This window comes from Trichocoleus sp. DQ-U1, from assembly GCF_039961925.1.
Classification (GTDB): Bacteria; Cyanobacteriota; Cyanobacteriia; order Cyanobacteriales; family FACHB-T130; genus FACHB-T130.
Genome location: NZ_JAMPKB010000012.1, coordinates 1 through 26,738, shown reverse-complemented (window position 1 = coordinate 26,738; position 26,738 = coordinate 1). Strand labels below are relative to the sequence as shown.

26 protein-coding genes and 2 pseudogenes are annotated in these 26,738 nt (G+C 47.1%); 13 read left to right on the top strand and 15 right to left on the bottom strand.

The genetic code is table 11. The features are described from left to right. Positions 1-189 precede the first annotated feature (189 nt). Complete coding sequence (gene upp / locus NDI34_RS07340; RefSeq protein WP_190410465.1) at positions 190-840, bottom strand: uracil phosphoribosyltransferase; 651 nt, start codon at positions 838-840, stop codon at positions 190-192. A gap of 485 nt (positions 841-1,325) precedes the next feature. Between upp and crtH the strand changes: the two genes are divergently transcribed. Continuing rightward, complete coding sequence (gene crtH / locus NDI34_RS07335; RefSeq protein WP_348232324.1) at positions 1,326-2,849, top strand: carotenoid isomerase; 1,524 nt, start codon at positions 1,326-1,328, stop codon at positions 2,847-2,849. Between the two features lie 79 nt (positions 2,850-2,928). On the opposite strand, the gene NDI34_RS07330 is transcribed toward crtH, so the two are convergent. Both NDI34_RS07330 and NDI34_RS07325 read right to left on the bottom strand, forming a co-directional pair. Beyond that, a complete protein-coding gene (locus tag NDI34_RS07330; protein WP_348232323.1) occupies positions 2,929-3,255 on the bottom strand; it encodes a type II toxin-antitoxin system PemK/MazF family toxin in 327 nt (108 codons plus the stop codon). A 20-nt stretch (positions 3,256-3,275) separates the two neighbouring features. Next, a complete protein-coding gene (locus NDI34_RS07325) occupies positions 3,276-3,482 on the bottom strand; it encodes a hypothetical protein (RefSeq protein WP_190535094.1) in 207 nt (68 codons plus the stop codon). A gap of 209 nt (positions 3,483-3,691) precedes the next feature. On the opposite strand from NDI34_RS07325, the gene NDI34_RS07320 reads away from it, so the two are divergent. Then, on the top strand, positions 3,692-5,005 hold the full coding sequence (locus tag NDI34_RS07320) for a pentapeptide repeat-containing protein (protein ID WP_348232293.1): 1,314 nt from the start codon (positions 3,692-3,694) through the stop codon (positions 5,003-5,005). Positions 5,006-5,262: 257 nt separating this feature from the next. Further along, the gene (locus NDI34_RS07315) at positions 5,263-6,216 is read left to right on the top strand and encodes a glycosyltransferase family 2 protein (protein WP_348232292.1); all 954 of its coding nucleotides are present in this window, start codon (positions 5,263-5,265) and stop codon (positions 6,214-6,216) included. Here NDI34_RS07315 and NDI34_RS07310 read toward each other — a convergent pair. The 3 genes and pseudogenes from NDI34_RS07310 to NDI34_RS07300 form a co-directional block, all read right to left on the bottom strand. Then, on the bottom strand, positions 6,191-7,570 hold the full coding sequence (locus NDI34_RS07310; RefSeq protein WP_348232291.1) for an NB-ARC domain-containing protein: 1,380 nt from the start codon (positions 7,568-7,570) through the stop codon (positions 6,191-6,193). The two genes, NDI34_RS07315 and NDI34_RS07310, sit on opposite strands and share 26 nt — an antisense overlap. Before the next feature lie 166 nt (positions 7,571-7,736). Further along, positions 7,737-8,105, bottom strand: a pseudogene (locus NDI34_RS07305) (type II toxin-antitoxin system PemK/MazF family toxin). Then, complete coding sequence (locus tag NDI34_RS07300) at positions 8,102-8,377, bottom strand: ribbon-helix-helix domain-containing protein (RefSeq protein WP_348232290.1); 276 nt, start codon at positions 8,375-8,377, stop codon at positions 8,102-8,104. Before NDI34_RS07300 ends, NDI34_RS07305 begins: the two are co-directional and overlap by 4 nt. A 291-nt stretch (positions 8,378-8,668) precedes the next feature. Here NDI34_RS07300 and NDI34_RS07295 point away from each other — a divergent pair, with 291 nt between their 5' ends. Beyond that, positions 8,669-9,838 (top strand): alpha/beta hydrolase, encoded by a 1,170-nt coding sequence (locus tag NDI34_RS07295; RefSeq protein ID WP_348232289.1) that lies wholly within the window; start codon positions 8,669-8,671, stop codon positions 9,836-9,838. A 264-nt stretch (positions 9,839-10,102) separates the two neighbouring features. On the opposite strand, the gene NDI34_RS07290 is transcribed toward NDI34_RS07295, so the two are convergent. Then, the gene (locus NDI34_RS07290) at positions 10,103-11,104 is read right to left on the bottom strand and encodes a Gfo/Idh/MocA family oxidoreductase (RefSeq protein WP_348232288.1); all 1,002 of its coding nucleotides are present in this window, start codon (positions 11,102-11,104) and stop codon (positions 10,103-10,105) included. A 421-nt stretch (positions 11,105-11,525) separates the two neighbouring features. Between NDI34_RS07290 and NDI34_RS07285 the strand changes: the two genes are divergently transcribed. Continuing rightward, complete coding sequence (locus NDI34_RS07285) at positions 11,526-11,822, top strand: ferredoxin (RefSeq protein ID WP_190410460.1); 297 nt, start codon at positions 11,526-11,528, stop codon at positions 11,820-11,822. Between the two features lie 240 nt (positions 11,823-12,062). Here the strand turns inward: NDI34_RS07285 and NDI34_RS07280 are convergent, their stop codons facing one another. Next, on the bottom strand, positions 12,063-13,679 hold the full coding sequence (locus NDI34_RS07280) for a SpoIID/LytB domain-containing protein (protein ID WP_348232322.1): 1,617 nt from the start codon (positions 13,677-13,679) through the stop codon (positions 12,063-12,065). A 299-nt stretch (positions 13,680-13,978) separates the two neighbouring features. Between NDI34_RS07280 and NDI34_RS07275 the strand changes: the two genes are divergently transcribed. The 5 genes from NDI34_RS07275 to NDI34_RS07255 all read left to right on the top strand — a co-directional run bounded on the left by NDI34_RS07275 (position 13,979) and on the right by NDI34_RS07255 (position 16,926). After that, positions 13,979-14,242, top strand: coding sequence for a sulfiredoxin (locus NDI34_RS07275; protein ID WP_190410890.1), 264 nt, complete (start codon positions 13,979-13,981; stop codon positions 14,240-14,242). 149 nt (positions 14,243-14,391) lie between these two features. Next, complete coding sequence (gene dps / locus NDI34_RS07270; RefSeq protein WP_190410458.1) at positions 14,392-14,943, top strand: DNA starvation/stationary phase protection protein Dps; 552 nt, start codon at positions 14,392-14,394, stop codon at positions 14,941-14,943. 91 nt (positions 14,944-15,034) lie between these two features. Next, entirely contained in the window at positions 15,035-15,703 is a 669-nt protein-coding gene (gene grpE / locus NDI34_RS07265; protein ID WP_348232287.1) for a nucleotide exchange factor GrpE, read from the top strand. Between the two features lie 131 nt (positions 15,704-15,834). Continuing rightward, complete coding sequence (locus NDI34_RS07260; RefSeq protein WP_190410457.1) at positions 15,835-16,377, top strand: Dps family protein; 543 nt, start codon at positions 15,835-15,837, stop codon at positions 16,375-16,377. Positions 16,378-16,437: 60 nt separating this feature from the next. Next, a complete protein-coding gene (locus NDI34_RS07255; protein ID WP_348232286.1) occupies positions 16,438-16,926 on the top strand; it encodes a hypothetical protein in 489 nt (162 codons plus the stop codon). Between the two features lie 264 nt (positions 16,927-17,190). Here NDI34_RS07255 and NDI34_RS07250 read toward each other — a convergent pair whose 3' ends face one another. From NDI34_RS07250 to NDI34_RS07240, 3 genes are all read right to left on the bottom strand, one after another. Further along, positions 17,191-17,967: a DUF1350 family protein gene (locus NDI34_RS07250; protein ID WP_348232285.1), complete on the bottom strand. Its 777-nt coding sequence runs from the start codon at positions 17,965-17,967 to the stop codon at positions 17,191-17,193. A 183-nt stretch (positions 17,968-18,150) separates the two neighbouring features. Beyond that, positions 18,151-18,660, bottom strand: a complete 510-nt coding sequence (locus tag NDI34_RS07245) for a thermonuclease family protein (RefSeq protein ID WP_348232284.1) — start codon at positions 18,658-18,660, stop codon at positions 18,151-18,153. A 270-nt stretch (positions 18,661-18,930) separates the two neighbouring features. After that, on the bottom strand, positions 18,931-19,194 hold the full coding sequence (locus NDI34_RS07240; RefSeq protein WP_190431685.1) for a hypothetical protein: 264 nt from the start codon (positions 19,192-19,194) through the stop codon (positions 18,931-18,933). A 284-nt stretch (positions 19,195-19,478) separates the two neighbouring features. On the opposite strand from NDI34_RS07240, the gene NDI34_RS07235 reads away from it, so the two are divergent. Together NDI34_RS07235 and NDI34_RS07230 are read left to right on the top strand one after the other, a co-directional pair. After that, positions 19,479-21,206 (top strand): nucleoside transporter C-terminal domain-containing protein, encoded by a 1,728-nt coding sequence (locus NDI34_RS07235; protein ID WP_190535079.1) that lies wholly within the window; start codon positions 19,479-19,481, stop codon positions 21,204-21,206. Positions 21,207-21,354: 148 nt separating this feature from the next. Further along, on the top strand, positions 21,355-21,966 hold the full coding sequence (locus NDI34_RS07230; protein WP_190535076.1) for a DUF3318 domain-containing protein: 612 nt from the start codon (positions 21,355-21,357) through the stop codon (positions 21,964-21,966). A gap of 3 nt (positions 21,967-21,969) precedes the next feature. Here the strand turns inward: NDI34_RS07230 and NDI34_RS07225 are convergent, their stop codons facing one another. The 3 genes from NDI34_RS07225 to NDI34_RS07215 all read right to left on the bottom strand — a co-directional run bounded on the left by NDI34_RS07225 (position 21,970) and on the right by NDI34_RS07215 (position 25,358). Further along, positions 21,970-23,733: a glycosyltransferase gene (locus NDI34_RS07225; protein WP_348232283.1), complete on the bottom strand. Its 1,764-nt coding sequence runs from the start codon at positions 23,731-23,733 to the stop codon at positions 21,970-21,972. Positions 23,734-24,353: 620 nt separating this feature from the next. Next, the gene (locus NDI34_RS07220) at positions 24,354-24,626 is read right to left on the bottom strand and encodes a hypothetical protein (protein ID WP_190535056.1); all 273 of its coding nucleotides are present in this window, start codon (positions 24,624-24,626) and stop codon (positions 24,354-24,356) included. 120 nt (positions 24,627-24,746) lie between these two features. Next, the gene (locus NDI34_RS07215) at positions 24,747-25,358 is read right to left on the bottom strand and encodes a hypothetical protein (protein ID WP_190535053.1); all 612 of its coding nucleotides are present in this window, start codon (positions 25,356-25,358) and stop codon (positions 24,747-24,749) included. 442 nt (positions 25,359-25,800) lie between these two features. Between NDI34_RS07215 and NDI34_RS07210 the strand changes: the two genes are divergently transcribed. Next, positions 25,801-26,397: a DUF1003 domain-containing protein gene (locus NDI34_RS07210; RefSeq protein WP_199324067.1), complete on the top strand. Its 597-nt coding sequence runs from the start codon at positions 25,801-25,803 to the stop codon at positions 26,395-26,397. Positions 26,398-26,642: 245 nt separating this feature from the next. Here the strand turns inward: NDI34_RS07210 and NDI34_RS07205 are convergent. After that, positions 26,643-26,738, bottom strand: a pseudogene (locus tag NDI34_RS07205) (IS5/IS1182 family transposase); the annotation flags it as partial.

The window sequence follows — 26,738 nt, the reverse complement described above, 5'->3', positions numbered from 1 at the left end:
AAAATTACCGTTGTTTTTTTTCTTGTTGCAACTGTTTTCAGGTTAACTTTTTGCTGACCTCGATGCCTACCAGTCTAAGGAGTCATCTGTTCAGTTGTCAGTCGTCCTAAGTAAGAAATCTGAACACAGATTTCATCTTTGATTGCTCATCTTTTGGATCGTGCGTTGGATACCGCTTTGGATACCGCGTCAGGTGCCAAACGTGCGATCGCCTGCATCTCCCAGCCCCGGTACAATATACCCGTGGCTGTTCAAACCCTCATCAATCATTGCCGTATAGACAATCAAACCCGGATACGCGACAGAAAGCTGTTGCAGAGCGGGTGGCGCTGCCACAACCGAAATAATCCGCATTAAAGCTGGGTCAACGCCTCGCTGAGTCAGTTCTGCGATCGCCCTCATCATGGTTCCACCCGTCGCCAGCATCGGATCGCAAATTAAAACCCGCGTTTGAGGGTCAAGCCGTTCCGGCAATTTATTCAGATAACAGCTAACTTCCAGGGTTTTCTCATCCCGCACCAAACCGATATGGTAAATCGATGCCAAAGGCAGCAACGTCTGCGCCCCGTCTAATAACCCCAATCCTGCCCGTAAAATCGGCACCACAACCAGTGGCACCTCTGGATTGATAAATGTAGCAGGACATTCAGCCAGGGGCGTCTGTACGGTTGTTTCTATCGTCGGCAACCATTCTCTAGTTGCCTCATAAGTCAGCCAGCGCCCCAGTTCCGTCATCGCGCTTTTAAACAGCACCGATGGCGTCGCAGCATCACGAGCAACAGCCAGCCAATGTTTAATCAGTGGATGGGGAGGAACATAGACACGCAGTTGGAGAGTCATAATTGCGATTTTGGCAGTCAGATGCCAGCTCAAAGACCTGACCTATCATAGAACCTCCTGGGATGTCTGGAAACCCAGAATGATTCTGGGTTGGGTTTCTTTGTCACCAAACCCAACCCCAAAAGCATCGATCGGGTAGCGAAAAGCGCATAGCTCCAACCAGCTTCCAAGCAACTTAGTTTTTTCTATTGAAAATCACTTGCAATAGTATTGACATATATTTGCAACAAGGCTATATTTATTTTCAGTGTTCTCCTCTCATTAAGGATCGGCAGGTGGGGCTGGTTAGCAGTAGCAGGCTAGTCCCATTTTTTTTAGAGGCAAGACACAAGCCCAGTAAAAGTACTCTTTAACTCATGCAGCCTAGTGGGATACATGCGACCCCAAAGGATTGAGTTATTGGTTGAATTATTGGCAGCGGAGCATTTTTGTGTTAATCCCTATTAGGGATTGAAATGAGTAAAATTTTCCCTTACTGCTGCCTCATGCCTTCAACTACTGTTAAATCTCCCACTGCACAAACGTTTGATGTCATCGTGATTGGCTCTGGAATTGGAGGGCTGGTAACAGCCACCCAACTGGCAGCCAAAAGCGCTAAAGTTCTTGTACTGGAGAGTTACTTAATTCCAGGTGGCAGTGCCGGATATTTTGAGCGGCAGGGATATCGATTTGACGTAGGGGCGTCGATGATTTTTGGGTTTGGGACTCAGGGCACCACCAATCTGCTCACCCGCGCTCTAGATGCTGTGAATGTCAGTCTGGAAACCATCCCCGATTCCGTCCAGATTCATTACCATCTTCCCGCCGGTTTGGATCTAAAAGTTCATCGCAATTATGAGAAGTTTTTGCAAGAACTCACTGCCTACTTCCCCCACGAACGGGAAGGGATTCGACGCTTCTACGACGAATGCTGGAAAGTTTTCAACTGCCTGAATGCGATGGAATTGCTGTCGTTGGAAGAACCCCGGTATCTGACACGGGCATTTTTTCAGCATCCCTTAGCCTGTCTCGGCTTGGTAAAGTATTTGCCTCAAAATGCTGGTGATATTGCAAGGCGATACATCAAAGACCCGCAGCTACTGAAGTTTATCGACATGGAGTGCTACTGCTGGTCAGTTGTCCCCGCTGACCGGACACCGATGATTAATGCAGGGATGGTGTTCTCAGACCGGCACTACGGCGGCATTAACTATCCTAAAGGGGGTGTAGGACAAATCGCCCAAAAACTGGTGGAGGGGCTGGAAAAAGCTGGGGGACAGATTCAGTACAAAGCTAAGGTGACGAAAATTATTACCCAAGAGGGTCGAGCGGTAGGCGTCGAGTTGGCCAATGGAAAAGTCTATGAAGCCAAGCGGATTATTTCCAATGCAACGCGCTGGGATACTTTTGAGAAGTTACTGCCAGCGGAAGAAATACCAGGGGCTGAGAAGAAGTGGCAAAATCGTTATCAAAAATCGCCGGGTTTCTTAAGTTTGCACTTAGGCGTTAAGGCAGATGTGCTGCCGCTTGGTACGGACTGTCACCACATTTTGCTAGAAGATTGGCAGAAGATGGAAGCGGCGCAAGGCACGATCTTTTTGTCGATTCCTACGTTACTCGATCCGGATTTAGCACCAGAAGGTCATCATATTCTGCACGCCTTTACCCCTGATTGGATTGAAAATTGGCAGGGACTTTCTTCTAGCGAATATGAACAGAAAAAGGAAGAGGCAGCAGGACGAATCATTGAGCGGCTAGAGAAGATTTTCCCCGGTTTAGATGCAGGGTTAGATTATCTGGAAGTCGGGACGCCCCGCACGCATCGGCGCTTTTTAGGTCGTGCAGATGGTACGTATGGCCCAATTCCTAGAAACAAGTTATTAGGACTATTGGGAATGCCATTCAATCGAACTGCGATTTCGGGACTTTATTGTGTGGGAGACAGTACGTTTCCAGGGCAGGGTTTAAATGCAGTGGCATTTTCTGGGTTTGCCTGCGCTCATCGCGTGGCAGTAGATTTGGGGTTGTAAGGGTTTTATCGAACCCCAGACGACTCCCTAGGGCGCAGAGGAAAGAAAACAGCGGATTTCTGGCTGCTGATTGCACAAGTTACATTATTTGAAATGCCCGAATCATCACTTCGTTCAATTGTTGCATTTGCAGAATACCCAACTCTCCTAAGCGTCTGATGATTAATCTACGTTCAAGGGTAGGAATTCGAGTTACCCTAACTTTAGAAGAAACTCGCAATCCCGTGCTGGAAAATTCTGCGTCTGAAATATTGAGAGCAAATTCTTCAAGACTTAAGCTGGTGGCATTTTGAGAGGAAATGAAGCAAAGAGTCACTTCATCTATTGCAGAACTTGCCGTCAGCACTAACGCAGGACGTAATTTTGTTGTACTTAAGTCTGTAAAGGGAAAATTAACTAGGACAATATCTCCTTTTTTAAGTCTTACTAGATTGCTTCTCCATCCTCGAGGGTGTAAATATCAGGTTCATCGTGGAGAAAATCAAAAGCTCCTCCGCTTTGTGCAAGGTGCGCTAATTCAAGGGTTGAAGGGTAGGGTATATTGCTAAATAGTTTTTCTTCAAGTAGCGATCGCTCATCCGGTGGCAGAGATAAAATAACTTGGACTAGGGATTCAACTAATTGGGTATTCATGAATTATTCTCCTGGTTTCTGTTGAGTTGCTTATTTTATGATAGCGATCGCGCCTTTCTCGAACTACAGGAAAAAGAGGAAACAGAGCGATCGCATTCAGCGCCATTTGCCCTTAACACTTGCCTGCTCTATTAGATAAAATCTTGTTGACTGCCGCAGCCGCTACCATAAAGCATGGGTTTACTGTGCCTGCTTGATGAATTAACACAATGACGACAGAGCCTAATCCTTCCCAGTCCAATTCACCGTCAAATGCTCAAGATAGTGGCAATGGTAACAGACCTGCTGTGAACAGCCCGTCGCAGATGCAATCGCTGACACCGTCCGGGCGGAACCAATACGAGCAACATTTGGCTACCATGCCGCGATCGCTGGTAGTGTCCAAAAAGAATCCAGTTGTTCCGCAGGGAACGCCCGTCGTCCTGATAGCGATCGCCTTAGTCATCCTAGGGTTAGCGATTAATAACTTCTGGATCGGGATATCAGGAGCGATCGTGGGGCTAGTCGTATCGCTGCGGATGCTATGGCTTGGTTTGGAACCCGTGCTGGATGAGATGCTACCTCCCAAACAGCGAGCTGTCATCGTCGCCATCGTCGGAACAATCTTATCGCTCATCAGCTTGCTCAAGTTCTCTGGTATCAACCAAAACATCGGCAAGTGGTTAAACCAGCAAAAATGGGATGAACTCGGTTCCCTAGCAGAATGGACAGGAGCTGTAGGGCAAATTTTCATTGCCGTCATCGCCGTATACGTGGCGTGGCGACAGTACATTATCTCCAGAGACTTGACGATTCAGCAAAACTCCCTGACGATTCAGCAAAACCTGATTACTCAGCAGCAGACAATCGATACTTATTTTCAGGGCATCTCCGACCTGGTATTAGATGAAGAAGGACTGCTCGAAGATTGGCCTCAAGAGCGGTTACTAGCCGAAGGGCGCACCGCCGCTATCTTGAGCAGTGTAGACGCCAGCGGGAAAGCCAAAATTCTGCGCTTCTTGTCCAGTTCTAAATTGCTAACTCCCCTAGAACGCGATCGCCGCCTAGGTCGAGCTATCTTTGACGGACTTGGAGGCTATGCAGAAGACCGCGTCAACGGCGTGCGCGTTATCGACTTAGGAGTCATGTTAGCGAAGGCAGATTTGTCTGGCACCGACTTGCGCCGCACAGACTTAAGCGAAGCCAATCTTGTTGGTGCTAACTTAAGCAATTGCGATTTAGTCAAGGCTAATTTCTCTCGCACCATCTTGTATGAAGCGAATCTTGCCGGTGCCGATTTCAAAGCCACCCGCTTGTTCTATGGTTCGGGGGAAACTGCGACCCCTCGCACTCACACGCAACCCCCCTACGCCAACTACAAAACAGGTGCTTACACGGGCGCTGTAGTGGAAAATGCCGATTTCACCAATGTTGAGGGACTCTCGGAAGAACAGCGCCAATACTGTTGTGCTTGGGGTGGCGAAAAAACCAGAGCGACAATTCCCGGTGGTTGCGAAGGCATTCCTAACAAATTGGAACGATAATACGTAGCTGTTAGCGATTAGCCATTAAATAGAGAGACTTATTTGTAAGATGGGTAGAGCGACTAAGCATTACCCATCAAAACCTTATCAATGTAAGGTTTTGTATCTCAACCCAAACGACAAAATGACAAGGTTTAATTCAGCTATCTGCTCTTAGTTATCAGTAGTTTGCTCTTGACTAAGGGTAGATAAGTAATGACACCTGACCAATGATGGCAATTTGCTAAAAGTTATTAGCGAATCGCTAACAGCTAATTATGAACCCCAAATATTCCTTCATCATTCCCATCTACAACGAAGAGAAAAGCATCCCCGAACTTTATCGGCGGATGAGTGCGGTGATGGAGCAGCTAAATGCCCCAACAGAACTAATTTTAGTCAACGACGGCAGTCGCGATCGCTCTTTACAAATGCTGCGCGAATTGCATGAAAAAGACCCACGAGTTTGCTATCTGAGCCTTGCCCGTAATTTCGGTCATCAAATTGCTGTCACCGCTGGTCTTAATTTTGTTCGGGGTGAAGCAATTGTTATCCTTGATGCCGACTTACAAGATCCGCCAGAATTAATTCCCGACATGGTGGACAAATGGCAACAAGGCTATCAAGTCGTCTATGCTCAGCGCATCAAACGCCACAAAGAACGCTGGTTCAAGCGCTTCACCGCCTACGTGTTTTATCGTCTTCTCAAGCGTCTGGCAAATGTAGAGATTCCTACCGATACTGGCGATTTCTGTCTGATGGATCGGCAAGTCGTAGATATCCTTAATTCTATGCCTGAGCGCAATCGTTATATTCGGGGGCTGCGTTCCTGGGTCGGCTTTCCCCAAACCGCCGTCTACTTCGAGCGTCCCCCCCGCTTTGCGGGTGAGGTGCAGTACACTTTCAGAAAATCTGTGTCCTTGGCAGTGAATGGATTAGTGTCCTTCTCAAAAGTACCGCTGCGGCTATCTACTTATGTCGGCTTATTCGCGGCAGCGATCGCGGTAGCGATGGCAATATTAGTTCTGTATTGGCGCATTTTTGTCCCCAATTCTCCTTTAACCGGGTTTACCCTGATTCTGGTAGCAATTTTCTTTCTCGGTGCCGTGCAACTGGTAAGTATCGGCATCCTGGGAGAATATATCGGGCGCATTTATGAAGAAGTTAAAGGCAGACCTCTGTACACTTTAGCGGAAGTCGCCGGTTTTAAAAATGTAGCGAGTCGCAAGTAGAAAATGAAAGGTTTTTTAACGCAAAAAAGCTCCCCGACTTCTGAAAGAAGTCGGGGAGTTGAACCGCTGCCATCTCACAAGTAATCTCTTGCTCAATGAGTTTAATGAAGCGTTGCGTGACATACTCCATAATTACGGGTTGTAGTGTTAAGTTCCCGTTTCCAGTTTCAACTAGCGATCGCGTATGAAGTGACTCCAACGCCTCGAATAACTCTCGCCCAGACACTTTGGGCAAAATTACTTCCTGTAATTTTGCTGGCGTTACTCCTTCGCGATTAATTGCTAACCAGTACATTATCTGTTGTTGCAGAGGGGATAAACGCTCGAACTGTTGTTCAAGTAAGTCCCACAAATCGCTAAAAACCGTAGTGCCTTGTGCTAAAAATGCTTGAATATTACCGCCAAATAGGGTTTGAATCGTAGTTGCAGCAATCTTAAGGGCAAGCGGGTTGCCTCCGAAGTAATTGACAATTTTTCGTAGTTGCGAGCTAGCTGCGTCTACACCTTTGTCGATGAGGATTTGTTCGCCATCTGCCCCTGAGAGTCCTTTAAGTGTAAGCGATCGCACTCTTGAATTTTTGCCCTCCCGCACAGTAAAACCGCCGGGTTTTTCTCGTCCAGTGATAACAAGACAACTTTGGTGGGGTTCGTCGGCAATTCGCTCGAATAAGCAGCAATAATCTTCATAACCGCATTGATACTGTCCACTGCGATTTCCGCCTTGCAAAATCGACTCTACGTTATCAAGGACTAATAAACAGCGTTTGACGCGCAACTGTGTCATGAAGCTATTAATTGAAGAATCTCTGGTTTCGGTTTCTTCCGTTAAAATAGGCAAAATCTCGCGGATTAAAACGTTGAGGGGCGGTGCTTGCTGCAAACTCCGCCAAATCACGAATTCAAATTGCGAATGCACTTCTTGAGCAATTTTCACCGAAAGGGCAGTTTTACCAATCCCGCCAAGTCCAAAAATCCCGATCCAGCGGCAGCGATCTTCAAGAATCCAACTTTCTAGCGATCGCCGTTCCTCTTTGCGATCGTAAAATCGGGAAACATCGATCGCTTCTCCCCAATCTTGCTGACTTTGTTGCGATTGTTGGTAGCGACGCAAAACTGCTTGAATATTCCGCTTCGAGACTGGTTCGCCAAAGAGTTGAGAGAGACTTCGCCACAACTGCGAACCCACTTGTTTAACGTAGTCGTGTTGATAACCTAACTGCTTGGCAATCTCTGTGTATGATCGTCCCGCCCAAGTTTCCAGAAAAACTACAGATTGAATGTCGTTGAGTCCTTGACCTGAGTTGGCAGAGCGTAAAACGGTATCAACTAAAGCGATCGCTTCTTTTCCGGTCATCTCAGCCAGCTATTGTCATTTGTTGTGTCAATGTTACAAACTTTTCTCCACATACCCGCAATGTTTAAGCAATATTCACCAAACCTTTACACAACGAACTCAGTTTTCTCACTGACAGTGGGAATGCTTACGGCAGGCTACGCCAACGCCTTTGGGTTGTTCAAGCTTAACCTGGTAAATCCAAAGCAATTAGCAAAGCTTGATTCAATAGAATCATTGCTTCATCACTCAGCATTCCTCGCAAACGCAATAAGCGAGTTTTGGATAATACCCGCACCTGATCTGCCATAGCGATAGAGTCGTTGATTAATCCACCATCTAGGGCTTGAATTAATACCTGAGTGGGATAAATTCGTTTACCAGTTTGATAAGTCGTGCAAGGAATAGCCAAAACTACAGGACTATAGGCATTGATTGCATCTCGACATAGGCATTGATTGCATCTCGACTAACAATGATGACCGGACGAGTTCCCCCTTGTTCAGAACCCTCAACTCTCTTCAAGTCGAGCATCGTAAACTTCTCCCCGCTTCATTCTGGGGATTCTCCCAATTGCAAAGCTTCCCAACTCGCTACGGCAAACTCAGCCTCCATCTGTAGCACTTGAGCTTGATATTCTGGGTCTTGTGCCATTTCAGCAAGTGCTGCATCAATTTCTGCCCGTTTGAGTGCTTCAAGCTCATGTAGAAGTGCCTGCGCTACAAACTCATTGCGACTCTTGGCTTTTCCTTGGCTCACTGCTTTGTCAGTCGCTGCTAAAAGTTCCGCAGGTAGAGTGATTGTCGTGCGGACAGTCTGATTATTCATAGCTGTTTTGATGCTTAAAGTGATGTTGCTAATCGCATCACCTTGAGCATAGCGTAAAAATCCTGATTAGTTCCGCTTGTGTGATCGCTAGTGCTTTTGACCTAAAGCTTAAATTTACTGAGTTTTTCAGGCGGCTTTAGAGCAACGTTACAGCAAATTTACATCCCTCTGTGGAAAGAACTCACTTTTCCTCACCGACAGTGCGATCGGGGGTGAGTTATTTGTTGATTTAAGGCGGAGCAAAAGTTGCTAATGCCTGTTCAGAATTTAAGTATAAGTAGCAGATGACACATGAAATTGAATAAAATATTGACCGGAATCAGTGCAGTAGCTTTTACCTCATTGATTGGAGCAGAGTTATCAATTAGTCCAGCAACAGCACAATCACCACGTCCATTAATTGTGTTAGTCAATGGTTGGGGAAACTGTTGTGCATGGGGTATTGCAGATAGATTACCAATAGACGCCGAGATAAGGCAGGTTCCCTACAGTAACTTTGCTCATGGTGGAAGAAGCAGCGATACAAGTACTGACGAGCAATTTTTGAGGGATGGAGCTAATTTTATCAATAAATCTGATAGAAATCGTCCCTTGATGTTGATTGGACACAGCTTTGGTGGTGATTCAGTTCTGAAGCTTCTACCTCGTATTAATCGTCGTATCGATTTTGTTGCAGTGATTGATCCAGTCTCAACTGGAGGATTTCGCAGCCCTCTCACGAGAAGTTTAGCTGTTGGAAGCAATGTGGGTTACTTCTTCAACAGGTGGCAGGAGAATGTAATGTTCCCAAATGACTTCAAAACTAACGGAACAATTCCATGTAGGGCATCAACGTGCGATCAAGAAGCTCAAAATCTTGCTAGAAATGCAGATGGTGCGACAAAAACAATAGAATGTCGTTGGGACGAGGTGACTTGTCCTGGTTTTGTTGCTCCGAACCCGCTCATAGGTCGCAAGGGGAAAAAAGGCAGGAAGCAGGTACGAGTAGGTCATCAAGACCTGCCAAAAGATCCTTACATTCAGCGTATTCTTGGCGAGCGAATTAAGCAGACAGTAGCTGCATTCCAACCTCCTTCATCTACAGGAAGCAACCCTAGTAGTTCTGCCTGTGTCTCTGTTGATTCAAGAAGTGGATGGCAACATTTTAATCTACCGGGTAGTTTTACTAGAGTCGCGAGTATCAGTGGAGGTTGGAGCGTTGATACTCAAAATTACGCTTCAGTTGGTTCTTCTGGGCATAGTGGGCGTGATGCTGAGGCTCTCGCGCCTTATAACCAGTACAAATTTGATCAGAGATTTCCTTTCGGTGCTTTGTTAATGGGAAGTGGGCAAGGGACATTGTGGATTCAAAATCCTCTATCTTTTAACGGTTCCTTTGGCGCTGTTGATATGAGAATTAATGATGCTGACAATGCACTTGGTGATAATGGAGGTTCTCTCCAAGTGTGCTTCGGTAACTGAATTGTTATCCAAGGACAGTCTAACAAACCCACTGCACTGGAACGAAGTCCCAATCTTTAGTAGTAAGGTGGTCAATCTATAGCTTATTTCTGAGGCGATCGCACCTTTTCACTTATTCATCTTTTCACCAGAGAACAGGAGATGAGAGTGAAAAACGCGATCGCATCTTTTCACCTATTCATCTTTTCACTAGATAACAAGAGATGAGAGTGAAAAACGCGATCGCATCGCATCTTTACATATTTATGACTGCCCTAAAAGCGCTTAAACTACAACTGTCTGCCCAGTTTCTGCTGAACGACGGGCGGCATCGGCAACTTTGAGGGCGTACAAGCTAGCGTCTGGGGTGACATACAGCGGTGTGCCTTCAATCAAGTGGCCTAAAACCATGCTGGTGTCTTTGGCAAATAAACCCCGACGCCCTGCCACTTCAATCGGTGTTGTCTGATTCTCTTTGACTAGCTTGCCTTCATCTCCATCGAAAATTAATCCCCCCTGTTCTCCGTGAACCTCAAAACTCCGGGATGGTTGCCAGAGATTTTCCCCTTTTCCATAAATCACCTCTGCCACCACGCCGCTAGTAAACTTTAGCTGGGCTGTGCAAAAACAGGATTGGTAGAACGCCCCCTCGCCCCAAAACCGCGCTTGACAGCTGACGGTAGCGACGGTACCAAACAAATCTGTCAGTCGGTGGATGCGAGAGAGGGCACCGCATAGGGGAAAGCCAAACAATTCGGGGTGATAAGTCCAGCGTTGGGGGGCGGGGTGCTGAGGATTGATGGTGCTGTAGCGGGCGTAAAAAACTTCTCCAATTGCGGGTAAAGATTGCCGCAGTGCTTGATGCAAGCCGCCCAAAATTTCGATATGCTCGACGTGCAGGAGTTGGTTGCGATCGCGTGCTAAGGCAATGAGTGCTTCTGCTTCGGCAACGTCCAAGCACAGCGGATATTCGACAATAACGTGTTTGCCAGCTTCAAGTGCGGCACGCGCGATCGATCCATGCTGCTGGTTCACCGTGCAGATGACGATCAAATCGATATCCTCGCGCCCCACTAAATCTTCCCAAGATGAAACGGCTTGGCAAGAGTAGGTTTGACTAAATTCCTTTATGCTGTCTGGGGTATGTCCGGCAACGGCTACTAGCTGGGTTCTATCTTGGGATTGAAATGTTTGCGCCCGGAGTTTAGCTGCATATCCAGTTCCCACCAGCCCGACACCGATTGGGAGCTTGCCAGACCACGCAGGATGAGACACTGATGTTGGCATTTTAAAAATGTGTTGTTGCTAACAGTAAAAAATCATCCGGTGATTAATCTCTAAATTTTTCAGTTCATCTGTCTGAATTTAAAGATTAATTGTTGTTATTAATTCTTTCTATAATTACAGCTAATATATTTACCCCGAAGAAGGTATCTCGATGTTCCTGAGGAATTGTCAGCTGAACATCGTATCACTGGTCTACCATTCCATTGATAAGTATAAGTAATTAGGATTGAATCTTAAAAGTTTATTACGAATACCATTCACACCATCTATTGATCTCGTGTTGAAGGCTCTGGTTTTTCCCGTAGTATCTAAAGAGGAAGTGAACCTAGTAAGCAAACCTTTACCTGAGCTTAGTCTAGCGAGGAAGGTCGCTCTACTCTGAATTACTACTGCCATTTCGACTACTTGAGAGGAACGCTACATGGCTTATAAAGTAAGGTTAATTAACGAAGCCGAAGGGCTGGACACCACGATTGAAGTTGAAGGCGACGTCTATATTCTTGACGCCGCAGAAGATCAAGGTCTCGATCTGCCCTACTCCTGTCGCGCTGGTGCTTGTTCAACCTGCGCTGGCAAAGTGACTGAGGGTGATATCGATCAATCTGACCAGTCTTTCCTGGATGACGATCAGATTGAAGCTGGCTATGTCCTGACTTGCGTGGCTTATCCCAAGTCGGATTGCACCATCATGACCCACCAAGAAGAAGAACTCTATTAAGAAAACCAGTCAGTGGTTGGTTGTCAGCGATCGCAGACAAGAAAAAACAACGTACAACGGATATCAGTAAAAGACGCGCTATTATTGGCGTCTTTTCAAACCAGCAACTGACTTGTATGGGCGGGTTGATCGATAGGATGGACTATTTACAGATATCTGGATTAAACCCGCCGCCAAATAACTGACAACTTCTAAGCTTTTTAGCAGGGACACTCTTCCAGTGTCCCTGCTTGATTGTTTTCAGGAGTTGGGCAACGCTTTTGTATTTTGATCCGGGCCGAAGGTAATGGACTGATTAAGAGGCTGAATTTGGGCACCAGGATAGTAGAAGTTGAGAATCTGCTGACTTGACCAACCCGCTTTCGCTAAATTGAATGCGCCGGTTTGGCTCATGCCGACGCCATGCCCCAATCCGCCCCCAGTAAAGGCATAACCTTTTACGGTTTTGTCTGCGCCATAGATAGGTTGTAGGTAGAAAAGGGTGCTGCGGGGTGGTCGAAAGGCACTGCGGATATCATCTTTGAGAATTTCAACCACGCCAGTGTCGGTTTGCACTGCCAGTCGGATAATCCGTCCGGAGGGCGATCGCTCTGCTACCCGCAATTGCTTAATTGCTTTAAAGGGAGTATGGGGAGTCTTTGTCCGCTTGAGATAAAGCTGCAAATCTTGGGTAATCTGAGCGATACTGCTGGCTTTACTCCAGCGAAACCAATTGCCGCCAGTTTCGTGAAATCCTTGTTTCAGGCTGATAAACCGCTGGAAATTTTGTTCTTGAGCCAAAGACAACTGCGGGTTCCAAATTGTCCCAGATGAATCTACCACGGCTTGGAGATACGGGCGATCTGGGCCATTCCAGACATCATTAAAGGGCGCACTGATGCCACCGCTGGTACTGGAATAAAGGGCATCCACCAGTTCATTCTGGTAAGTTAGCACTTGACCTTTCGTCGCCGCGATCGCTTTGTCTGTCGTCGGTACAGTGCCGGTGAGACCCTTGTAAACTTGGCAGTGGGTGTCTGCACACAGTTCGTACCCATCCACTGTAAACCGCCGTAAGTTCCGCAGTGCATAAGTCCGAGCAATGATTGCCTGCGCTTCCGCCGCCGCATAGGGGGCACCGCCATCCAGTTCGTGCGGTACGACGCCCCGCAGATAAATTTCTAAGGGTACTTGATTGACCAGGGTGTAAGTGCCGTAAGCGTTGGGTTGCAGCCGCAACGAGCCAGCGTAGAGAACGCTATTTTTCGAGTTTTTGCCTTTTGTCACCTGGATCGGGTTTTTGCCAGGGATAATCTCTATCTGGTCGCGATCGTACCGAAAACCATTCACAACGAGAGACGCTTTGGGCACTTTCTGCACCACTTCCGTCTCCAAATACGCAGCGCGATCGCCTTGAGCTTGAAGGTTCTGCAACAGCCAGCGGCGCACTAAAGGCGTTTTATAAACATCGCGTTTTGCCCACACCTGCCAGCGTTCCGGCTGCGCTACCTCAACCTCAATTCCCTTGGCTTGCCACGCTTTGGCACTGTCTTCCGCCATCTCAAAACTCCGATAAATGCCCAGGACAAGCCGTTCCTCTAAAGCAGGTGCTGGTAGAGGTTGCATGGTCACTTCTAGCTTGGCACTGGTGGTTTGCAGGGTTTGTTGGCGATCGCCTGTATTAAAGCGCAACATCAAGCGATCGCCCGATGTTGCCTGCAACGTCATTTGGTCGGGTTCCTCACCAAATCGCTGCACAACCCCCACTTTCAGTTCCACATCATTGCTACTGGGTGCCGGTCCAGACGCCGCTGTGAGTCCTATCAGCCCAAACACCGTCAAAATGGTGCGGGACCAGTGACCTAAACGTTTTCCCATCCCAGCCGGACGAGTGAATTTCCGACTTTGCGATTTGGTTTTTACCAAATTCTGCCTCAAGGTACATCCCTTTTTTTGCATGGACTATCTGAGGATAGAAGATTTTTCTTCAAAGCTGACTCTATATTTTGTCTCAACCTACGCAGCTAGTTGTTCCATCTATTGTGATAGACGCCAGGACGAATAGATCGGGGATGAACGACAATCTTCAGCTTAATTTAAAGTATCCAGTTGTCAAGTCGAAGTCATTCCGAGTATGATTTAGGAAGGAACAACAGATGGAGACAGCTACTCGTCCTATGGTAAGGGTGCAAGAAATACCCCTGCAAAAGATTCATCGTCCTCTGCCGCGACAAACTGACCAAGCCAAAGTAGCGGCTTTGATGGAATCCATTCAAGAAATCGGTCAGCAAGAACCCATCGACGTGCTGGAAGTAGATGGAGAATACTATGGTTTTTCCGGCTGTCATCGATTTGAAGCTTGTCAGCGCCTAGGTCAAGAAACAATTTCTTGCCGGATTCGCCGCGCACCGCGCTCTGTTCTGAGAATGCATTTAGCTTGAGTATTCAAAAACAAGCTTTCCAGCTCAAAATTCAGCCTGTACTGCGAATTAGTATCCTCGATCGCAGTTTATCTTGTCCTAAGCGTGCAAAGATAATCTACAAAAGTCTGTGCTTTTCTATACACTTCCATCTAAAAGGATCAAGGCATATGAGTAGTATCAATCATCATCAACGTCTCTACCCAACTAGCATTGACATCGCCGCAGAAACTCGCTCTAAGGTAATCGAGCTTCTGAACCAAACCGTAGCAACCACCCTTGACCTAAAAACTCAGGTAAAGCAAGCGCACTGGAATGTTAAAGGGATGGACTTCTACCAGTTACACCAACTTTTTGATGAGGTTGCTACTGAGTTGGAAGAATTCACCGATCTGTTTGCCGAAAGAGTCACCGCTCTAGGAGGGATGGCAATGGGAACGGCTCGGATGGCGGTAGCTGCCTCTATTTTGCCAGAGTATCCGATCGATATCATCGACGGCAAAGACCACATTATCGCTTTGGCGGAACGCTTTGCACCTTATGCCAAGTCGCTGCGCCAAAATATTGATGCTTCAGCCGATTTAGGCGATGCTGATACCGCAGACCTTTACACAGAAGTGTCTCGCGCGATCGATAAGCGGTTGTGGTTCTTAGAAGCGCATCTGCAAACTGGAACCCTAACCTCTGTTGGCACAAGACAAGCAGTTGCCAGTAAACATTAATTACTGACAGTAGGGGCGCACAGCGAGTTGTGTGCCCCTAGGAGCTTTCAATAATTAAAACGCACCTGCGGGGCGAACTGAAAAAGCAAACGTGGTAAACGAACCAGATTCTGTACAGCAATTTGCCCGCCAGTTGCAGCAACGGATGCAACTGCTGGGGATTTCTAGTTATAAAGCTTTGAGTCGGCAAGCTGGAGTTTCGGAACGACAAGTCAAGCGACTGCGACTGGGACAAGTTTCGCAGATGCGAGTAGAAACTCTGATCAAGCTCTCCCAAGCTTTGAAAGTGCCAGTGAATGAGTTACTGACCGCCTTTGGGGATAGGAAACCGCCAGCGCTGGGAGAGCAGATAAATCGGGAGCCTGAGTTGGCGTCTTTACAGCAAGAGTATCACCGGCTGCGATCGCTCTTAGAACAGCAGCGAGAAACTTTAATGCAGGAATTCCAGATGTCGAGTCTGCAAGTTTTAGAATCTTTTTTGTTGTATTGGCCTACCGCAGCCGCCAGAGCTTTAGAGAATCCCCAGATGGAAGCGGTGAAATTGCTGCCATTAGTCCGACCTGTGCAACAGATGCTTTCTCAATGGGGAGTGGAAGCGATCGCATCTGTCGGTGCAGAACTCCCTTACGATCCGCAGTTCCATCAACTCATTAAAGGAACTGCTCAACCTGGAGAAATTGTGAAAGTCAGTAATCTCGGCTACCGCCAAGGAGAGAAACTGCTGCACCGCGTCAAAGTCAGTGCTATATCCAAAGCTTGAGCCTACCCATCTGACTACGTTCAAACCCACGCAATATCAAGCGCTCAACTAATCTCCCCTTTGGCTGATGAATCCCCTGTATAGATTTGTTGCACTAGTAAGAGTGATTATCGCTGGAGAACACAACAATTATGCGTCCTTTAAACATAGGTTTAACAGAAGAGCAGCGTCAAGGCGTGACGGATTTATTAAATAAAGATCTGTCGGATGCCTACCTGCTATTGATCAAAACCAAAAAGTACCACTGGGATGTGGTTGGCCCTCAGTTCCGCTCCCTGCACCAGCTATGGGAAGAACACTACACCGCGTTGACGGAAAGCATTGATGCGATCGCTGAGCGAGTTCGCGCCTTGGGTGGTTATCCCGTAGGAACTGCGGAAGGCTTCCTGAAGTACGCTTCTATTAAAGAAGATCCGGGTACTCTTCCCAACGCATTTCACATGGTAGAAAACCTCGTGTCAGATCACGAACTGGTTATCCGCAACCTGCGCGAACACATCGATCAGTGCGGTGATAACTTCCACGATCAAGGTACCGCTGATTTCCTCACCGGCTTGATGGAACAACATGAGCAAATGGCTTGGATGTTGCGTTCCTTCATCGAAGGTGAATCCATTCAGCCAGACGGCAGACTCTCAGCAGAAGGTTTGAAAGTTCCTGTCAACATGAAGTAATTCATTCGGAAAAGTAGACACTGAGGAGGTAGATTAAGTTCTACCTCCTCAAGTTTTTTTATGCAGCCAGAACTGAGTCCTACTGAAGCAATTAAATTAGCTAAACAAGTAGCTAATTTGCTACCATCACCACCACGAATTTATCAGAATCAGAATGGGTGTGTTCAAGAATGGCCTGATTACCCTGGTTCGGAAAATATTTTAACTTTACAGTATGTAGGCGGTGTTTGCATTCCAACTGAGTGCTACCCTAAGATAACGCTGCTCACTATTACCTTTGAAGGCGAAGCTGCTAAACAACAAAACGATTCGGTCACTCTAGTTCAAAAATTAAAGAATAGAATCTTTTCCCAAAAAAGCAATTCCTCCGTTCACTTACCTGTGGGAGGGGAAAACATAATATTTGTTTGTAAGTGGGACAGCCCGTATAAAAGAGGGGAACTTAAACACAGTTGGTGGTTTCATGTTGCTATAGACCACCAAGTTAAGTTTATTCTTGAGTCAGGAGATAATTTAATTTCCTACGATGATGGGCCGCCGCGTTGCTGAAGTAAACAATAAAATTAGTAGGACTTTCGCAGCTAGTTGATGCTCAAGAAAGAAAAGCACAATCTATTATTGTGCTTTGCTAATAGCAATCCTATTTGAGTGATGAGATGCCAGCAATGTCAGATACCCTAATTCTCTCTCGAAGCCGGGGATCTTGCCTTTAGGAATCCTTTAGGACTGCTATAACACGAGCTTTCTTTCTTGCCTTGTTCAGCCTACACGCAGCAGTTACACCATTGCTGCTACTAAATATTCAAGTAATTGTTAACTAGGAGAGAAAGGCTGTAACCAGCGGAGAATTTCTCTTTTCAACAAATTCAGCTCTTTGTATAAAATTTCTTGCTTCACCCATTGACCAACAGCATCAAACGGTGTGAAGTCCTTTCCCGCTTGCCAATTGACATCTTGACCAAGCGGTGTAATATGACTTCCTGGTAACATTTGCATTGCTACCATCCCCGAAAATCGCTTTTGCAAAACCTCAGTTAAGCCAGTTGATTGGTCAAGCGTATCGTTAGAAAATTTAATCAGTAAATTTCGCGGAATACTGTATTTATCAGCGATCAACTTGTTAGTTTCTACCGGCGAAGGTGTAAACTCGACATTAAAAGCTGGGCTGAAATTAAACTGCTGCACAAATGGGATGGCTTCGCTGGCGGTGTAGTTATTAAAGGAAATCAGGATATTACCCGCACGTTCCACTGAAAAAAGACTACCAATGAGTAAATGCAGTTTGCAACCCATGCTGTGTCCAAGTCCGTACACAGGGAGATATCGCCGCCGCAATAACGCTTTTGCCCGTAATTGTTCGATGGCGCTATCGAAGCTCAGGAGAACGTTGCCTGCGATCGCGCTATGATCCAGCGTATTCACAAACGGCGTCGCAATCACCGCATACCCTTGATTCCCTAGTTGTTCTAATAACCAGCGATAAGTGACGTGGGGTGCAGCCGCCACAAATGCGCCCCCAAGAAAATGCACAATTCCTACAGGATGTTGGGGAATTAACACCCAATTACCGGATATTTCTTTCCAGTCCATGAAGCGATATTCGCGTTGTTAATACTTCTTCATCTTAAAGCTTGCTTGACGGAGGTGGGGAGCGATAAGCCTAACGGCTTCACTTCGCTAACGCACTGACAAACAGAGAATGCGATCGCCTTTGCTTACCCAGCGCTTTTTGCGAAGACTCAAAGTATATTCGTTCTCTTCCTTACCGCTCTACTAACTCCGACTGCCCTGAGTGCGGCGGAAATCCCACGGCATCATCGGTTGAGCTTGATTCCAAAAACCCAGACGTTGCTTTTTAGCTGCTGCCTGTGCTTGCAGATATTGGTTTTTGGTAGCAGGGCAATTGTTTAAATGTTGCGGGTAGACAACGGCTTGACCTTCTTTCACCATTTGAAGGTTTACCGACTGATTGCTTCGGTAAACTTCCGCCACAGTTCGCCCCGACTTGTCTGTATTCACCACCCTTAGCCGCACGCTCTGACCAGGGACTAGAAGCTGCTTGAGGCGATTAGCCGATCGATCGCCCCACGGTTTCTGCTCTCTTTCAGGCGCATCAATACAAGCTAGCCGAATTCTGAACTGTTTGCTGCCTTGGCTTACCGTTACATCATCTCCATCTCTAGCACTTACTACTTGAAATGAGGCGTTTTGGGCTAAGCTATTGCCGCTCAAAGAGGCAAAGACAATCGTTAACACAGCAGCAGGCAGGATTTTTGCAAACATTGATAGATTCATGGCAGTTGTTGTGAACGCCTTGTAAAAGACGTAATTTCTAAGTTTCCGATATGCGAGCCGAAGGCTGCGCGGTAGCGCAATCGCTCTTTTGTCTACGGCTGACACAATCGTGCGATCAGCCTAACGGCTTCGCTTCGCTAAGACGCTCAACCAGAGGAAATGCGTGAAACGTTCGCGTAGCGTTCTCGTTCCTCGAAGGGGTTCCCGAAGGGTAGAGTAGCTATCCCGTAGGGAGTCGCGCTTTACTTCTATAAAGCATCACTCGTCAATCGTTGGAGGCTCGCGCTTTAATAAATCAGAGGGAGGGCGATCGTTACTCCATGCCCACCAGACACTACCGCACTGGCACTGATAAAACTCCTGCCATTTTCGGCGATAATCTTCTGTCATTACGGGCGAGCGCCGATTGAGCCAAACCTGTTGAGCTTCCCTGGAGGAAGCCCGACAGTTAGGACAGCAAAACTCGCGGGCGTGAGTAGCAGATTCGATCCATTTGGGAGGAACTGAGTCAAAAGCTTCCATGTATTGAATTTGCGGGTAGTTAACTGCCCAAGAGCAGCATTCTTCAAGCTGGGACTGCTCTAGCTAAGTTGTTTCCTTGTGTTTAGGAATTCTTAAGTTTGAATAAGATACAGGCTTCTGTGCTTATTTTAAAGCTGTAGTAGTACTGAAGCGCCTCATTTTCAGGTATTGTCTTGGGTGTCCCGTGTCATCCTTCTCCAGGCGGGGATAAAGCCGAAAAACGCGCTCATTTGCAGGGGACGGCAAACTGGGAAGCACTCTCTCAAGAAATAAGGATTCAGCCCATGTCTCATCCTTTTTATCTCAACCTTATCTCCTTTTTCGGCCTTTTTGGTTTATGCGCGATCGCATGGCTCTTTTCCGAACACAAGCGAATCATCCCTTGGCGCGTCATTATCTGGGGCATCGGGTTGCAATTAGTCTTGGCTTTTTTGGTGTTCAAGTTTCCCCCCACGCGAATCGCACTGGAGCGGTTTACGACCTTACTAGACGCGGTGTTTGTCGCTGCTGACACTGGGGCGCGGTTTGTCTTTGGAAGAAATATTGTCCCCATCCCCGGTCAAGATCCACCAATCAATCTTGGCTATATTTTTGCTTTTCGCGCCTTACCAACAGTAATCTTTTTCTCCGGACTAATGGCGCTCCTCTACAACATCGGCGTCATTCAAGTCATCACCGAGCTATTTGCCAAATTATTTTATTGGACGATGCGCCTAAGTGGGGCGGAAGCGCTCAGCGGTGCCGCGAATATTTTTGTGGGCATCGAGGCGGCGATTGTCGTTAAGCCTTATCTGCCAAAAATGACCCGTTCGGAACTGTGCGCGATTCTAGCGTGTTGTTTTGGTACGGCTGCCTCCTCAACCCTAGCTATTTACGTCAGTTTCCTCAGACCTGTCTTTCCGAACATTCTGGGACACTTAGTATCGGCGTCGATTATGGCTATCCCCGCCTGTTTTGTGATCTCAAAAATTTTAGTGCCAGAAACAGGAACTCCTCTGACGCTGGGCGGCATTCCTAGCGAGAAAACAGCCAAGGAATTTGAGCAAAATGAGTTTGAGGAAGTCGAGAAGGAAGGGACGTACAAACAGGAAACCGTAGCTGGAGAACCCATCGAGCGAGTTAGCCCCTTAGATGCGGCGATTGTCGGCTCTTTAGATGGGGTGAAGATGGCAGTCGCGATCGCTGCTGTGCTGATCTTAATCTTGGGTCTAGTTTCTTTAGTGAATCAATTTTTTGGTTGGTTGGGCGGTTTACCCGGAGCAGTGGGTGACTTATTCAAAGTTGTCACTTTGGCAAATATTCAAGGAGTCTTGTTTTATCCCCTAACAATCTTAACCGGCGTCCCTTTTAGCGAATCTTGGACGGCGTCTGTGATTATTGGGCGACGACTCCTCGAAACCGCAATTCCTCCCTATCAAGCGTTAGCAGAAGCCGCTCAAGCCGGAACTGTAAGCGATCGCACGGTGTTAATCGTCAGTTATGCCCTCTCCGGATTTGCCCATCTGGCTTCGGTGGGAATTTTTGTCGGTGGCACCATTGCCCTAATTCCCTCGCGCCGCAAAGATATCTCCGAACTCGGTTGGAAAGCACTATTTGCTGGCACGCTGGCGACAATGATGATTGCCTGTCTAGCTGGCATATTTGACACCGGAGATCCCAGCATTTTGGGTGTACAAGGCGCTCCTGCTTCCATCACCGCTCCTGCTGCTAGCCCAACGGTGTCTCCTGCTCCCGGTACGACAGTTTCCCCTGTACCAACGTCAACACCCGTTAACCCAGCGATAACGCCCTTACCGGCTACAACGATTTCACCCGAACCAACGTCAACACCTGTTAGCCCAGCCCTAGCGCCCTCACCCGCAACTCGGCTGCAAGCCCCCGCCACAAAACCTCCGGCGACACCCAGAGCGACAACAACACCCAAGGCGACGCCTAGAACTACCACTCCGCCCACTCAGCAAGCTCCTAAACCCAAGCCTACGGCTTCAGCCGTTCCGTCTCCCTCCCCCTAAAACTGAGGATTGTGGATTTATTTCAACTACCTGGGTAGGGGCATATCCCTACTTTTACCAGTTATTTCATCCACATTCCTTAGAATAGTTTTCAGTGAGTAGAGGGGAGCGATCGCGTCTTTACCATAGTTGCCCCAAGTCATCCAAGATGAATCCAGAGCCTGAAATTCGCCGCTTATTAGATGTCATGCCTGCATCTGGTCGAATGCTGACAAAAGTGGTTAGCAAACCGGAGCAACCGCAGGTGATTAATAGCCCATTTCCGCTGCCTTGGGCACAAGATCGACCGATTTATATCAATTTTGATTTATGGCGTCGCTTGTCTCAGCCGCAGCGAGATTTGCTGATTTTACGCACAGTTGCTTGGCTGACTGGGATCAAGTGGTTTAAACCCGACCTTTATCAAGGTGTGGTGGCGGCTGGGGCAATTGGAGCAATCGTGCAGCTTGTCCAAGGAGATGCCGTAGGTGTTGTCGTGGCTAGCGGATTGAGCGGATTGGCAGCGACTCAGATTTGGCGAAATACTCGCAGTTCTCAGTCTGAACTGGATGCGGATGAATCGGCAATTAAGGTAGCAATTCGGCGGGGCTACACGGAAGCTGAAGCTGCCCAGCAATTGTTATCCGCAATTGAAGCCGTCGGTAAAATCGAAGGTCGCTCTAGTTTAAATTTTACAGAGTTAATTCGCTCTCAAAATTTAAGAGCGATCGCGGGTTTGTCATCGCTGAGCGTTCCAGAAAGCGTCAAAAAAAGCAGTTAAGCTTTAGCGATCTCGACAGTAATAAAGTTTGGTTTCGTAGCCATCCACTGAAGGGAAATTGGCATTCGTAACACATTTATCTAACTCTATGGGTGCGTGGAAATTTACCAGCAAAACATCTAGAGGTCGCGGTAAAGTCGCCAAAGTTTTTTGCAACGCCGCTGTTGAAGTTTGAGGATTTTGGTCTTGATGCGCTAGGAGAAATTGGATTTCCCTTGGCTGTACCGCTTGCTGTTTGAGTTCCCACGCGATTCCCATCATTTCCCCATTTTGTACATGGGTTTTGTGAGTTGTGGCAATTAGAATTGGCACTTGCACAGATGAAGATGCGGAATCTTGCAACTCTATAATCGGTTGCACTAAGAGATCGGGGCGATAGTATTTCTGATAACCCAAATTGCAGGCGACTGTTAGCCCGCTCAATAGTCCCATAAGCCAAATGAGCGCCACAGCTTTTTGACCAGATATTTTAATAAAAGGGTTGATTTGATCTTTGGCTTTTGAGCCGGGATCGATGCTGACTGGACTTGACTCTTTTAAAGTAGTTTCTTCAACCTTCACAGCGTTCCAGCAGACGGCAAGACTGGCTCCTACGATAACAATTACAGCCGGAAAATAGACGAAGTTATACCTTGCTCCGCGAGTTAAATCAATTCCGAGGATGTAGGTAAAGACAAAAAATAGCGCGATCGCACTCCAAATAAAACCCTCAAAGAGTTGGGTTGTCAAACCCGCCTCTTGCCGCTGAAATTTCAAGCTTCGATAGAGGATGGGTAGCGCCCAAAGAAAGAAAACAATCATCACAGCCCCAGAAAGAATCACCACGACTAAATCGGGTGACTCTACCGGAAGTAGGGCGATCATCGTAATCCAAGCCGCGATCGCTTGAAAGATTGGGCTAAGCCATGCCAAACCGACGCGATCGCCTTGAATCCATTCGGTTAGCTTGCCCCCATAACTATTCTGTAAAAATACTGGCACCCACACTAATCCCCCCGCCAGCGTCCCAGCCGCAACCGCCAGCAATGGGATTGAGGACTTGACAGTGGGAAATTTAAAATTATTCTTCTGAGTCCGTCTTTGTTGCCACAGAAGGACAATCAACGCCAGCGCTTGGGCACCCAAAGTTAGAACGAAAAAATAGTGACTGGAAATTCCTAATGTATTAATCCCTACCCAGAGCAGTACCAGCCAAATGGGCAGAGATGCCTGACGTTGCAGGTGTCGTGCGGAAACCACCAGACAGGAAAGGGAAGCGATCGCCCACAAAATTGCCAAAGTGTAATGACGGGCTTCCTGCGCTAGAAAGATGCCGTAGGGCGAAACCGCCATCATCGCCGCCGCCAGGTGCCCTACTAACCGAGAACGAAACGCAAACCAGCCAAATGCGTACATCGCAGGGATAGAGACGATACCGAAAAGGGCAGCAAGCGATCGCGCCCCCCATAGCGAAACCAATCCCCCATCTAGCGGAAATAGTTTCAGCCACAGGTGAGTTAGCACAAAGTAGAGCGGGGGATGGTTGCTCTCAGTGACTAAGTGATGAATGACATCGTTGATTCTTGCTGCTGGGTTTGGTTGCAGGGGTTGCAGAAGAGTATCGAGTGCGATCGCTCGATCTAGGGGAACGCCGCGAAAACTATTGCCCAGGCTGAAAACCAGCGTCGAAAATTCATCCGTCCAAGGCGACTTGCCAGCCAAATTCAGCAAGCGCAAGCCAGTCCCAACTCCTATCCACACTAAAAGTAGCAGCCAGTTATTAGTCATTAGTCAATGGTGAATGATACTTAGTTAAGCGCAATCGCTAACTATCATCCCTAGCTTAAATGGCACTCGCGTTAAGCCGTGTAAGATCCCATTGAACAAACGTTGCTAATCTGTTGACGTAGTACACAATCAGGTTGCTGCATGAGCGGATAAACTCGATTGGCGACGCTTTCTCGCTCTCAGGGGACTGCGTCCCGGACGCTCTTTGATCGCAGTCTAAATGCACAACAGCTTAGTAATCTGAAGAGACACTCGAAAAGGACATCCTCTCCTATCCGCTTGGCGAATCATTGCCGTGGCAAGACATTACTCAAACATAGCACCGGCTATCAGTTGCACAGGAGCCGTAAAAACGTAGTAGATGATACCTGTACCCAAGAGTAAGACAGCCAAACTGAAGAGCATTACCCAGCGATCGGACGGTTCATAGGTATCTTCGTCAATATCACGAGCCTTTAATGCGTGAACTACCCACCACCAACCGCAAGCGGTATGGTGGCGCTTCCAACTTCGTGGGGGATTTACGGCGAATAAGTTAATTTCACTTTATGAGGATTGCCTCATAAAAACAAATAAACTTTCTTGTCAGATGAATAATTAGAAGTGATTGAATGCTGCCTTCAGCTATTAAAGCTTGATATCAGAGAATTCCAATCGAGGTTTTTCACCAGTTGGATCGCATCTTGGGGCAAATTCCCGATCTCACCCCACAACTGTCCGGGGGTAATGCCAAAAACGTACTGCAATCCCACCACCAGCACCAAAATCGTCAAAATCAACCCGAAACCAGCTTTTAAGATTCTAATCAGCAGCGTAACCAGCAAGAGGGACACGGCGATCGCTGCAACTACTAACACAATCTGCGAATCTACTGACCCAATTAAAGAATCCATATTCCAAAATGCTAATGAGTGAGTAACAATAACTTTCCCTTCTTTGTACGGTGAGTTGACTCAATGAGCTTGCAAGCCAATTTGTTAAATCATTGCGTCAACCCACTTGTACGCATCTCATTAATCGTCAATTTCTACGGCTGTGAACGTACTAGGAATGCGAGATTCAATAAATTCCTGCGATACGTTAGGAACCGCCAGCTTATTCTCCTGGGAAGACTTGAGTGGTGGAACGTTAAACTCAAGCGCAGAGGTATCAGGATTTCGGCGGGCGATTAAACGGGTACCATCCAGAATTGTATAAGTGGCAGGTGTTGACTCAATGCCTGCAACGTTAATGCCACTCGGTAGATAAACTCCCTGGCAATCCCAGCCTTCAGGCGTTGTCTCACCGTCTGCTAGGAAGTAGAGACTGTTATCGCCAGTCTTCGATTCTTCAGAGGCGGGGCCAAAGATGCCGATTGTGTTCCCAGTTTGATTGCTGCATTGTCCCCAGGTGACACCCGACTCGATTGCGGCTTTTTGCAAGGTCAATTCGTCAATTCGCTGTTGCACTTCTGGAGGGACATCCTGGCTTTCCTGGAGTGCTGATAAACCGTTTAGCGTTTTTGTCACCTGAATATAGTCAGGATTTTTGGATACCTTGGGTCGATCTGCCAGAGAGGGTTGGGCGATCGCTAGGTTCACCACAAATATCACTAGGGCGAGCGCAATTTTGAAAAGATTCTTCATGTTTTTCTCTTGTGACAACCAGAAAGGCTTTCTCAATGTTCTTGTGTCTTTTGTCCAGACTGGCTATCCAGACTGGCGATCCGGTTTGGCAAGAATCTATTGCAGAAGCATAAATTCATCCTACGTAATCACAATTTATAAAAGCAAACACTCTTTTTTGTTGAATCGATAAACTCAATTGATTGAGCAACTGGCATTACTGAAATTACCCGCAATTTGCACCAACGCTGTTCTGGGTAACAACCAGGGTTGGAAAAGTCGAATTCATAACGCTTAGCCTAAGTCAATCACTTCAATTTATTAATTCAACAAGAAAGAGTATTTGCTCTTATACTTTAAGCGCCATACAGTGAAACTATAGCAAGTGCAGCACAAATACAAAAAACCCCTAAGCGCACTCATCAAAGCATTAAACGAATTTGAAGTTGCAAGAGGTAACAGCGTGAACTCCACTCAATCCAGTCAACCCGGTATCAACGAATCGCAACAAGCCCCTGTCGTTCTGAAACAACCACAATTTTCAAAGATTCAACCACCTGTGAAGAAGCCCTTAACGTTTGGGCAAAAGGTGGCAGACAAAATGGCAACTAAAGTAGGTTCTTGGGCGTTTCTGATTGGACAATCAACCGTTCTTGCTGGATGGGTAGGTTGCAACCTGATACCGGGACTGCCTCACTGGGATGAGTCTCCCTTCATGATGTTGAACCTGGTATTCTCCTTTGCCTCTGCTTATACCGCTCCCGTCGTCTTGATGAGCCAGAACCGCCAATCAGAAGAAGATCGGGAAAGTGCGAATCACAACTACCAGATCACGTTACAAGCCGCTCAAAACCTCGAACTGATCCACGAAAAGCTGGATGCTGACTATGCCAAGAAACTAGACGAGCTAACTGTATTAATCAAGCAACAACACCAAGCAGCGAGCGAAGTCAAGGTTGTGTTCGTACCGGCTCAAGACTTGAATGAGTTGGAGCATCACTCCAACAAGATTGCAACGGTGGCTGTTCTCAATAGCCACTCCAGAAAACAGGCTTCCTAAACATTTTCAATAATTTAGCTCGAAGTAACGGTCAACGACTAGCTAGAAATGCTAAAAATGATGCCTTTACGATTCTCGTGGCTTATTTATTAATCCTTTCGTCATTCGTAGGTTTTGAGCTTCGTTGTGAGACGTATTCTCTTCAAAACATCTCTCACAATCCCAACAGGATTGCTACAGCGTCGCGCCAAAAGTTCGGATAGACACAACAGAATTTGGAGCATGAACTAGACCTCCTGCATGAATCAGGAGGCATGTGCCAGTTCGTAGTTCAGCAAGCCAGCAATTAGGTTTAAGCGCAAACCAAATCTCTGCCTGCGATTGCGATAACGTCCTGAAAA